This window comes from Nonlabens sp. (assembly GCF_047636915.1).
Taxonomy (GTDB): domain Bacteria; phylum Bacteroidota; class Bacteroidia; order Flavobacteriales; family Flavobacteriaceae; genus Nonlabens.
Window position 1 is genome coordinate 1 of record NZ_JBLIGN010000080.1, and the last position, 11,417, is coordinate 11,417.

At 39.4% G+C, this 11,417-nt stretch carries 8 protein-coding genes and 1 pseudogene; 4 read left to right on the plus strand and 5 right to left on the minus strand.

The window, feature by feature from the left end; genetic code table 11:
- Positions 1–452: pseudogene (locus ACJAT0_RS10680) on the minus strand (peptidase M28); the annotation flags it as partial.
- 328 nt (positions 453–780) lie between these two features.
- On the opposite strand from ACJAT0_RS10680, the gene ACJAT0_RS10685 reads away from it, so the two are divergent.
- Positions 781–1,887: a TolB family protein gene (locus tag ACJAT0_RS10685; protein WP_415181636.1), complete on the plus strand. Its 1,107-nt coding sequence runs from the start codon at positions 781–783 to the stop codon at positions 1,885–1,887.
- 271 nt (positions 1,888–2,158) lie between these two features.
- On the opposite strand, the gene metG is transcribed toward ACJAT0_RS10685, so the two are convergent.
- The 3 genes from metG to ACJAT0_RS10700 all read right to left on the minus strand — a co-directional run bounded on the left by metG (position 2,159) and on the right by ACJAT0_RS10700 (position 7,441).
- A complete protein-coding gene (gene metG, locus ACJAT0_RS10690) occupies positions 2,159–4,264 on the minus strand; it encodes a methionine--tRNA ligase (protein ID WP_415181637.1) in 2,106 nt (701 codons plus the stop codon).
- A 113-nt stretch (positions 4,265–4,377) separates the two neighbouring features.
- Positions 4,378–5,982, minus strand: coding sequence for a DUF1501 domain-containing protein (locus ACJAT0_RS10695; RefSeq protein WP_415181638.1), 1,605 nt, complete (start codon positions 5,980–5,982; stop codon positions 4,378–4,380).
- A gap of 7 nt (positions 5,983–5,989) precedes the next feature.
- On the minus strand, positions 5,990–7,441 hold the full coding sequence (locus ACJAT0_RS10700; RefSeq protein WP_415181639.1) for a DUF1800 domain-containing protein: 1,452 nt from the start codon (positions 7,439–7,441) through the stop codon (positions 5,990–5,992).
- Between the two features lie 146 nt (positions 7,442–7,587).
- On the opposite strand from ACJAT0_RS10700, the gene ACJAT0_RS10705 reads away from it, so the two are divergent.
- Positions 7,588–8,490 (plus strand): S66 peptidase family protein, encoded by a 903-nt coding sequence (locus ACJAT0_RS10705; protein ID WP_415181640.1) that lies wholly within the window; start codon positions 7,588–7,590, stop codon positions 8,488–8,490.
- Position 8,491: 1 nt separating this feature from the next.
- The gene (locus ACJAT0_RS10710) at positions 8,492–8,854 is read left to right on the plus strand and encodes a YraN family protein (RefSeq protein WP_374003722.1); all 363 of its coding nucleotides are present in this window, start codon (positions 8,492–8,494) and stop codon (positions 8,852–8,854) included.
- Positions 8,855–8,917: 63 nt separating this feature from the next.
- On the opposite strand, the gene ACJAT0_RS10715 is transcribed toward ACJAT0_RS10710, so the two are convergent.
- Positions 8,918–10,003, minus strand: a complete 1,086-nt coding sequence (locus ACJAT0_RS10715) for an endonuclease/exonuclease/phosphatase family protein (RefSeq protein ID WP_415181641.1) — start codon at positions 10,001–10,003, stop codon at positions 8,918–8,920.
- Between the two features lie 141 nt (positions 10,004–10,144).
- Here ACJAT0_RS10715 and ACJAT0_RS10720 point away from each other — a divergent pair.
- The coding region (locus tag ACJAT0_RS10720) for a carboxypeptidase regulatory-like domain-containing protein (protein ID WP_415181642.1) at positions 10,145–11,417 on the plus strand (1,273 nt) is incomplete at its 3' end.

The window sequence follows — 11,417 nt, forward strand, 5'->3', positions numbered from 1 at the left end:
TCATCTGCTCCATTGTGAATGGCCTCTCCTTCTCGGTACAAAGAGCTTTCACCGCCCATACCTAAATGGTCGTAGTGTGCACCTATCACAACTGTTTGTGCGGCTCCATTATCGATGTAACCGATGACGTTAGTTCCGGTTACGTATACATCACCCTTATCATCTGTAAAAGCAGCCTCTTGATGTGGACCACTAGAAGGCTTAAAAGAGAAAGTCTGGAAATAGGTTCCCGCATTTCCTTTAGGCTCTAACCCAGATTCTTTCATTCGCTTTACAATATAGTCTGCAGCAAGAAGTTCATAAGAGGTTCCTGTCTCGCGACCTTGTAGACGGTCTGAAGCAAGGTAAACTACATCGGCTTTCATGTCTCCTTTAACGGGTTCTGAGCTTTTTTGATCTGTCTGGCAAGACATTAAAAAACAAAGGGCTATAAAAATTATTGTGATTCTCATATTATAAATGTGGTGTTATTTTATTCAATTACTAAGGCCTGTACGTCATTTTCCCGACGTCGGCAAAATGGCCTGAAATATTTTCTCACGAGGTATAAAAACTGTTTTTGTTTTAGAAATAACACTTTGAAAGTTATCCCATTTTAAATACTTTAATACATACAGCAAATATCTCGCCCGCCAAAATTCAATGCCTTCTTCCGTAGTATAAGAATTAGCTTCAAAGTTATTTGTAAGGGTTTTTATAACATCGGATTTCATGATATAAAGATAGGGCTTACACGTACATAAAGTATATCCCTTATTTTTACCCAAAATTACATCCTCCATGAGAAAGTTTTTATTCCTTATTTCCATCGTCTCCCTTATCAGTTGTAAAGACACAGCAACTACTGAAAAGCTAACAGCAACTGACACCGAAAAAGAAACAGCACATGCAAATCCACTGATCATGGAAGGGGAAAAGCATTTTAAGGATATGTACCAAGTCACCTTTGGTGGTGATAATGCAGAGGCATATTGGAGTTTTGATGACCAGCAGCTCATCTTTCAAAGCAACTATGCAGATTGGGAAGTAGGATGTGATCAAATGTTCTTGATGAATAACGGAGACAGCTTTCGCGAAAGCGTACCGAAAATGGTCTCTACAGGTAAAGGAAGAACCACTTGTGCTTATTTCTTACCTGATAATCAACACATCATTTATGCCAGCACACATCTTGAAATGGAGGAGTGTCCAGATACTCCATTAAAGGAAAATGGTAAGTATGTATGGCCTATTTATGACAGCTACGACATTTTTGTAGCCGACCTAGAAGGGAACATCACGGCGCAACTTACCAATGAAAAAGGCTACGATGCAGAACCTACAGTTTCTCCTCAAGGTGACAAAATTGTTTTTACCAGTGATCGCAGTGGTGATTTAGAGCTGTATACGATGAATATAGATGGCAGCGATGTCAAGCAAATCACCTTTGAACTAGGTTATGATGGTGGCGCCTTTTTCTCCCCAGATGGCACGCAATTGATCTTCCGTTCTTCCCGACCTAAAACCAAAGCAGAAATTAAAGAATACCAAGATTTATTGAAAACGGGATTGGTGCAACCTACAGAAATGGAACTCTACATCTGTAATGCAGACGGATCTGATTTGCGTCAGTTAACTCAACTGGGAAATGCCAACTGGTCACCCTTCTTTTTACCAGATGGAAAACGGGTCTTGTTCTCTTCTAACTTTGAAGCCGAACGAGGTTTTCCTTTCAACTTATACATGATCAATACCGATGGAACTGGTCTGGAACGCATCACACATGGCGACACTTTTGACGCTTTCCCAGTTTTTTCTAACAATGGAAAATACCTGGCTTTTTCTTCTAACCGAAATAATGGCGGTGGACGAGATACGAACTTGTTTATTGCAGAGTGGCAGGATTAGTTTTTTGTCGCTGTATCAGTTTACAGTAGTTTAGATATAAATTTATGTTTCGCTTTCGCGAAGACGAGATAAAAAAATTGATACAGCACTTGATATGTTACGAAAGTAGAACTTTAAACAAACTCTTTCTTTTACCTATTCTGTAACTTCTAATTCTATTCCCGTTTGGAAATGAGCAACCTCTGCAATAGAGGGAGCGAAGTACTCTAATTCTTCCTCAAGTCATTTCCTTTCCAGAGTGGAGGATTTTATTCTATCCTTGAAAGTACTGTTAAGCAATAGTCGACCCATTCACCACTGCATCGTCTGGATTGATAAAAACCAATTTTCCTTCTGGATCCTCGGCAAGTAAAATCATTCCTTGAGACTCTACACCACGTAATTTTCTGGGTGCTAAATTTGCAAGAACAGTTACTTTACGACCTATTAATTCATCGACAGTGTAATGTTGTGCGATTCCTGAAACGATAGTTCTTGTATCGATTCCTGTATCTACCGTCATGACCATTAACTTATCTGTTTTAGGCATTCTTTCGGCAGTTAGAATTTCTCCTACGCGCAGGTCCATTTTCATGAAATCGTCGTAATTCGTTTCTTCTTTTTGTGGCATAAGGTGAGGAATTGTTGCCGCATTTGCAGCTTTTGTAGCTTCTAGTTTATCGAGTTGCGCTTGGATTTGCTCGTCTTCTATTTTAGAAAAAAGCAATTCTGAGGTGTTTATTTTGTGATTTGATGGAAGTAGTGGCTCGTTTTCAGCTACCCGATTCCAACTTGCTCCTATAGGACCAGCTTTTTTCTCAGTTTCGGCAGATTCCGTATCAAGTGAGGAATAATCAAGAATGTTTTTCAACTTCGTTGATGTATGTGGTAAAAACGGCTCACTTAAAATAGCTAGTGCCGCAGTGAGTTGTAAACACACATACATGATGTTCTGCACTTGTTCTGGATTGGTTTTTACGAGTTTCCAAGGTTCTAATCCTTCCTCAGCAATGTATTTGTTTCCTAAACTGGATAAATTCATCAAATCCTGAAGCGCCTCTCTAAAACGGTAACGATCCAGACTGTCTCCTATGGATTTAGGGAAGTTCTTGATTTGGTTCAATAGCTTTTGATCACGCTCTGTAAAATCAATAGCTTCTGGAACGATTCCATCGTAATATTTATTGGTCAGTACAATCACTCGGTTCACAAAGTTTCCAAGGTTAGCAACCAACTCATTGTTATTTCGTGCTTGAAAATCTTTCCAAGTAAAGTTATTGTCTTTAGTCTCTGGTGCATTTGCTGTTAACACATAACGCAATACATCCTGCTGCCCAGGAAAATCTTCCAGGTATTCATGCAACCATACGGCCCAGTTTCTAGACGTTGATATCTTATCATCTTCTAGATTTAAGAATTCGTTTGCAGGCACATTTTCTGGCAAAATATACTCCCCATGCGCTTTTAACATCGCAGGAAAAATGATACAGTGAAAAACAATATTGTCTTTTCCTATAAAATGCAGCAGTGATGTATCGTCTTTCTTCCAGTAATCTTCCCAATTCTTTCCTTCACGAGCTGCCCATTCTTTAGTGGCAGAAATGTACCCAATAGGAGCATCAAACCATACGTAAAGTACTTTACCGTCAGCTCCTTCTACGGGCACAGGAATACCCCAATCCAGATCACGAGTCACCGCACGAGGATGCAAACCATCGGTGATCCAGCTTTTTACCTGACCTAATACATTTGTTTTCCAGTCTTTAGCATGTCCTTCTACGATCCACTCGTTCAACCAGTCGCTGTACTCATCCAGTGGTAAAAACCAGTGCCTGGTTTCTTTTAATTCTGGTGTATTTCCTGTAATGGCACTTTTAGGATCTATTAAATCGGTACCGTTATGGGAAGTCCCACATTTCTCACATTGATCTCCATAAGCTTCTGTATTGCCACATTTGGGACAAGTTCCCACCACAAAACGATCTGCTAGAAACTGGTCTGCTTCTGGATCGTATAATTGCTCGGTGACTTGCTCAATAAACTTACCATCATTGTATAATTTAGTAAAAAAAGCAGTTGCTGTTTCATGATGAATAGGTGCGGTAGTGCGGCTGTAATTATCAAAAGTGATCCCAAATTCTTTAAAAGAATCTCCGATGATTTTATGGTAGCGATTCACCAGTTCTTGAGGAGTAATCCCTTCCTTTTTTGCTTTGATCGTAATAGGCACTCCATGCTCATCACTACCGCAAATAAAAGCGACATCACTACCGTTCATACGCTGGTAACGCGCAAAAATATCGGCAGGCACATAGACTCCAGCAAGATGCCCTATGTGAACAGGGCCATTAGTATAAGGCAATGCTGCCGTAATCGTAAAACGTTTTTGAATGCTCATGAAATTCTTTTGAGAGTTGCAAATTTACGACATTGCTCTTTCCTAAAAGATACTTTTATAAGTGGTTGTAGCTATTGTTTTCCCGCTTTCGCGAAAGCGGAACCCAACAATAATTAATTCATCACAAACTGACTGCTGTACTGCTGTCCGTTAGTTTCAATTTTATAAATATACGGACCAGAAGATACTCTAGAAGGCAAGCTTTCCTGAATATGTATATCATGAACGCCTGGTAAGAAATATCTATTTGCCAGCTGGCCTACTTCCTGACCCAGCATATTATAAATACGTATGTCCAGTTTGCGGCCGCTTTCTAGCTGAAGATGCAAACTCACCTGTCGTGGTTTATGGATCACAAAATGAGTAAAATCTATATTGGTAATGTTGCCTATTCCAGCTGTGGTGCAATTGAAACCCAGAGGGATATTGTTGAAATTCCCATTGAGCATCGCCTGGTCTACCATAGACGGTGGAATGCACAACCATTCTTTCATCACCGTAGAATATATATCTCTAAAATCTGTACTGTAAATCATGTTGCCATTGGCATCCAGATTGGTCAGGCTAGGATGCGCTCCTATAAATCCGTTTCCGTTTAAGCCACCGCCAAAAAGCATCATAGGCGCTGCGGCGCCGTGATCTGTTCCATTAGAACCGTTTTCTTCTACGCGCCTACCAAATTCTGAAATGGTCATGCAAAGCACTTCATCCTGATTTCCATAAGCGGCAAGATCGTTGTAGAACGCATCTATAGATTCAGAGAGTTTTTGCATGCGGTCAGCATGTGTTCCCGCCTGATTTGCATGGGTATCAAAACCGTCTAGGGTGACCATATACACTTTTGTACCTAGTTGCCCTTTGATCAATCTCGCCACAATAGAAAACTGCTCTGCAATAGAGTGGTTCCCATAAGTAGCTTGTGTGGAGCTTGCCTGATATGCGTTATTGATGACTCCTGCATATTGAAAGGTGTTGTTAGTAATAGACCTTAAAAAGCTCAATTGATCTCCATAAGTGCAGGGTGGCACATTTACGGCATCGTGTTGCCAGCCGTTTTGGGCGAGGTTATAGAGTTGCTGTGGATCTGCGACAGAAAAAGCATAATTAGTCTGTGATCCTTCAAAAGCTAAATTCCCTAAACTACCTATTTGTATCGCTGGTGGCACCGCCGGCGGACTCAATAAAAAGTTGGGGAATTCATTTTCAAAAAATCTACCCATCCAGCCTGTTTCTTCTACGGCAGCTGGCTCTGTACTTGCCCATATATCACTGGATCTAAAATGGGACAGATTTTGTCCTTGATAACCCACTCCATGAACGACTTTCATTTCTCCATTTCCCCATCTGGATTGCAGCGAGCTCATAAAAGAAGGAAGTCCAAAGTCTGGACTCAAATTATATAAGGAATTTTGTGGTAATGCGATGGTTGCTCTATTAGCCGCATAAGTACCGTAATCATAAACAGGAACAATAGTGTTCAACCCGTCATTCCCACCTTTGAGTCGAACTAAAACAAGTACTCGATCGTTGGTGCTTGCTGCAAGTGCCGCTGTAATAGGAGATGCCATAGCGCTAGAAATTTGAGAACCTCCTAAGGTAAATGCTCCTGCACCAGCTATTCCAAGTGCTTGTAAAAAAGTTCTTCTATTCCAAGATTCGTGTTCGTCTTGGTGTGCCTGTGAATTTGGGTCTTGGTGTTTGTTACGAGATGTACACATAGCGCTATTATTTAAGTTGGAATTCTGGCATTCTAAAAACATGCTGTAACAACAATATTACCTGATAAGGAACAGAGCCCCAATTGAGGTCCCATTGCATATTAGTATAATAATTCTCTGGCACATCTCCTTTAAAAACCGTTATTGCTAGTGCATAATCAGAAGCTGTATAAAGATTTTTAGAGACAAATCGATCTATAATATCTCTTGCGATTGCATCAGGATCATTTATGGATAAAGAAGCATCCAAGGCTATATTTCGAAATAACTCTTGATCTATATTCCACATGGTCCACATGATATATTCCTGCGCTTGCCACCTTCCTGTAATCGTGCTGCTATTGATCCAATCTCGATCTCCTTGCCAGCCAGCAACATCTATAGGATTGAAATATTGTTGACCTAAAATAGAAGAGTAATAAAAAAGTGTGTTCAAATTTACTTGTGGAAAATTAAAGTTGGCTTCCTTAATAAACATCCCTAAACAATCCAAAGGGTCTTTAATCACCGTTGCGCTTGCTTCAGGATCAAAGAAATGCTCGCTTTTAAACAGCTGTTTTACTACGGGTAGCAGTTCCCAATTGGCATTTCTAAATGTCAGTGCCAGTTGATCTATGATACTTTGTGCTGGTAATTCAGGACTTACAAAAGCGCTGTAAATTTTCTTTACTATAAAGTCAGCGATTTCAGGAGCTCGCACCGCAAATAAATGATCTATTAAGGTATCGTGGTTGAAATTTGCAGCAGTTCCGAAAATAGTTTTGGATGTGTCATCAAATGTATTTTGTTGAAACGCTATAGGTGCACCAATTTCTGTATAGTTATTATACCCCGTTAATGCTCTAGCTGCCTCGACAATGTCTGTCTGCGTATAATTGTTATTTTCTCCCAAGGTAAAAAGTTCTAGTAGTTCTCTAGCGTAGTTTTCGTTTGGGCTGAATTTATTGTTCCGTACACCGTTTAAGAAAACCAGCATGGACTCATTTTTACCCATTTCTTTAACGAGCGTTTTAAAATTACCCAATGCGTGTGTCTGTAACAAGTTGTAATATTGATACATCCAACTAGGAGCATTATAATCTTCTAGCTTGGTTACAAAATGATTGTGCCAGAACAGGGTCATTCTTGCTCTAAGATTAAGATTCAGAGTATCATTGAATACCTGAGTATACCATTCTTGAATCTGAGCAGTACGCTCTGTATTGAAATTTGTATAATCACTTCGATCCCAAAAAGCCCAAGATGGAGCTGGAGTAACTGCATAATTTGCGGCGGTATTGATATAGTTTTCTATAAATACGTCAGGAACTTGGGTGATAGCGATCGCCTCTTGTGCCTGGTTAAGCCCATATCCTAGTCTTCTTAATGTATGGCGTACTTTTTCTATATCCCATGGATTTGCCGCAGTACCGGTATAGATTGCGAGCGATGCCGTATTGCAAGAAGTAAGTGTTTCCATTTTTTTTTAATTAAAAGGCTGTACAAGTTCGTATTAAAAAAGTCTTTACTCCTCAACAATACCAGAGGTACTATATAAAATACTAATTTAGTGTTTTGACTTTTAGTGTTTAAAATAGTTTAAATTGTCTCTAAATAAAAATTTCATTGAATTACAAGCCAGCTATTTACCTTAAAAAAGGCGATCGTGTTAGGATACTTTGCACTGCGAGAAGTGCATCAGAAAGTGACCTTACACCTGCAAAAAATCTTCTAGAATCTTGGGGCTTGCGAGTGAGTTATGGCAAAACCATTGGTAAAAAAGAACATCAATTCGGTGGGACAAAAGAGGAACGATTAGCAGATTTTCAACAAGCGATCGATGATTCAGAAGTTAAAGCTATCTGGATTGCTCGCGGCGGATATGGGACTGTGCAGTTGATCGACACTATTGATTTTTCTGCTTTTGCGAAAGCAGAACCCAAAATAATCATTGGTTACTCCGATGTGACGTTGATTCATGGCAAATTACAATCTCAAGGATTTACCAGTGTTCATAGTTTTATGCCACTGGAGTTGGCTCAAAAGCCCGAAACTAGTGTAGAGAGTTTAAGGAAAACACTTTTTGGCGAAAGCCAAACCATAATTATTGAAAATAGCTATCTAGTACCGCATCAAGTTATAAAAGCGCCCGTTGTTGGTGGAAACCTGTCCATATTATACAGCATGCTGGGCAGCGATACATTTCCAGAAATGGAAAATCAGATTCTATTTATAGAAGATATCGATGAATACCTGTACCACATAGAACGTATGATGTACTCGCTTAAAAGAGCTGGAAAGTTGACTAAATTGAAGGCACTGCTCGTTGGTGGCATGACAGGTATGAACGATCATGACATTCCTTTTGGTAAGAATGCTACGGAAATCATACGGTCTATGACTCAAGAATATGATTATCCGGTCATCTTTAATTTTCCTGCTGGGCATATTACAGATCATCGCACGTTACAATTAGGTGGAGAAATGACTATTGAAATTTTACTGAAAACCATAAAATTCACTCCGTAAAATGGCAGAGCATAACGATTTAGGAAACGAAGGAGAAGAGATGGCAGCTTTACATTTATTAAAGGCTGGATATGACCTATTGAAACGCAATTACACCTTTCAAAAAGGCGAGATTGATATCATTGCTCGTAAGAAAGATGTGGTAGTTATTGTAGAAGTTAAAACAAGGTCTACGCCCGATTTTGGTAATCCACAGGATTTTTTAAAAATTGGGCAGATTCAGCGACTGGTAGCTACAGCAAATCATTATGTGGAGAATTTTGTAGAAGATGATGTAGATGTACGTTTTGATATCGTAGCGATTATTAAAAATAAATCCGGCATAAGACTGGAGCATATTGAAGATGCGTTTTATCATTTTTAATGTGGTAGGTGGTAAAAAGCACCTCTATCGAGGCGTTTTTTTATATAATGAAAGACATAGCTTCTATTTATTATCTGATGTGGCCTTTGTTTCTTCTGCCTCTGTGATTTCTTTAACTAGGTAAACATAGACGGGGAAGTGATCACTGAAACCGCCTGTAAAACCGCCATCTGCAAAACTTCGTAAAGGATACCCCTTATATCTTCCCGACTTGTTCGTCATAAAACTAGGGTTATAGATATTAGCTTGATAATACCGATAACCACTTTGATTTGCCTCGTTTAATAATGGGTAAGTAACCATGATCTGATCAAAAATATTTCCTGCATCGCGATATGCGAGTGTGTTATACCCGTCCTTTAACATTTGAATATAGGGATTGTAAATCATTTGTGGACGTACATCTTCTCTGTCTTTTTGAGCATTGAGGGTTACAAGAACACTGTCGTTAGTGGGATCGTCATTTAAATCTCCCAAAACAAAAATTTTAGACATCGCGTCGATACTGTGCAGGGAATCAATGGCTTTTTGATTCAAAGCTGCAGCAGACACCCGAGAGGCACGACTCTTTTGCTCGCCTCCACTACGGGATGGCCAGTGATTTACGATAAAACTCATTTTATCACCGTCCAGCTCTCCAGTGACTACTAACTGGTCACGCGTATAAATACGTTTGCCGGTACTTGCTCTATAGATAAGTAATTCATTGCTCTGACTGTTCAATACTTTAAAATCACTTTTCTTATACAACAGTCCTGTATCAATACCACGGCGGTCTGGAGAATCGTAGTGCTCGATCCCATAATCAAACTCAATAAGCAATGGATGGTTCACCAGATCTTCCAGCACTTTTCTGTTTTCCACTTCACAGATGCCTATTACAGATGGCGCAGATTGTGATTTCTCAGCACCTATTTTACGTATCACACGCGCCATAGAAGTGAGTTTCTTCTGGTACACTTCGGCTCTAACACCTTCGGCCATTTCCATGATCGGACTAGCTTCATCATCTATCGTGATATCGTCTTCGATATCGTATAAGTTCTCAAGATTATAAAAGGCAATCGTTTTCACTTTGTACTGTTTTGCCTTAGACGTAGTTTGTGCTTGTGATGCCTTTGCGAAAGCAAAAAAACATAAAGCGCTCATTATTATATTTTTAAACATTTTTATTAAATATCAACGGTTATGTTAGTGTAAAGTTAATTACAAATTTCGCCTCAAAGGTACGCAACTCATTAGAAAATCGTAATATTACTGGCTTTCTTAGTGAAATCTTAATATTATCAAATGACTAATCAACAACTTAACAAACTTCTTTTAAGTTTTTTTATGCTGGTATCTACTATAGGTATGGCACAAGAACTGCTTAAAGGTAGAGTTATCGATGACCGTACCGAGGAACCGATCCCTGGCGTAACCATTAATGTTCTGGGAACAAAATTTAATGCCACCACTGGTGCAGACGGATATTTTGTCGTTACTGGTGCTATTGCTTTAGGAGATCAAAAGATTTCTGTAAGTAGAAATGGCTTCTATACCAGAACAATTCCCATAGTAATAGACCTTATTAATATTGTAAATATCGATCCTCTGTACTTGCAGATGGATAATTCTGATATCACACAGTCGCAAGGGATTATCTCTTTAACAGAAAACGATCTTGCCGATGATGAGAATGCCGCAAACAATGTTTCTGGATTGTTACAGGCCACAAGAGATCAGTTTTTAAGAGCTGCAGCATTTGATTTCAGCGCCACATTCTTTAGACCTAGAGGTTTAAATAGTGAAGATGGTAAAGTTATTATTAATGGTATCGAGATGAACAAGCAGTTCTCTGGAAGACCACAATGGAGCAACTGGGGTGGAGTTAACGATTTACAACGCAATCAAAACTTTACCATGGGACTGGGTGCTGCCGATAACAGCTTTGGTGGTTATGCTGGTGTACAGAGTATAGATATGAGGGCTTCACAACAACGTGCAGGATCTCAAATATCCTATGCGAGTTCTAACAGAAGTTATAGAGGTCGTTTTATGGTATCTCACCGTTCTGGATTGTTAAATAACGGCTGGTCCTATGCCATCAATGCCTCTAGAAGAGCTGGTGAGGAAGGTTTTATAGATGGAACTGTGTACGATGCTAATTCTTTAGGTATTTCTGTAGAGAAAAAAATAAATGACGCGCACTCCGTCAATTTTACCGGAATGTACACTCCGAATAGACGCGGTCGCCGTACGGCAATGACACAAGAAATAAGGGATTTAAAAGGGGTCAAATACAATCCATTTTGGGGAACTCAAAATAATGTTCAACGCAATAGTAGAATAAGAGAGATCGAAGAGCCTGTTTTTATGTTGAACCATTACTGGACCATTAACGATAAAATCAAATTAAACACTAACGTGGGCTATCAATTTGGTAAAATAGGAAATACCCGTATCGATAATGGAGGTACTACATTAGGGACGTCACAAGGTCAAGATTATTATGGAGGAGGCGCCAGAAACCCCAATCCTGACTATTACCAGAATTTACCGAGTTATTTTTTAAGGAATGGTC

Excerpts from the sequence above, each read along its gene's own strand:
- ACJAT0_RS10685 (WP_415181636.1), top strand. The coding sequence starts at position 781 with ATGAGAAAGTTTTTATTCCTTATTTCCATCGTCTCCCTTATCAGTTGT.
- metG (WP_415181637.1), bottom strand. The coding sequence starts at position 4,264 with ATGAGCATTCAAAAACGTTTTACGATTACGGCAGCATTGCCTTATACT.
- ACJAT0_RS10695 (WP_415181638.1), bottom strand. The coding sequence starts at position 5,982 with ATGTGTACATCTCGTAACAAACACCAAGACCCAAATTCACAGGCACAC.
- ACJAT0_RS10700 (WP_415181639.1), bottom strand. The coding sequence starts at position 7,441 with ATGGAAACACTTACTTCTTGCAATACGGCATCGCTCGCAATCTATACC.
- ACJAT0_RS10710 (WP_374003722.1), top strand. The coding sequence starts at position 8,492 with ATGGCAGAGCATAACGATTTAGGAAACGAAGGAGAAGAGATGGCAGCT.
- ACJAT0_RS10715 (WP_415181641.1), bottom strand. The coding sequence starts at position 10,003 with ATGAGCGCTTTATGTTTTTTTGCTTTCGCAAAGGCATCACAAGCACAA.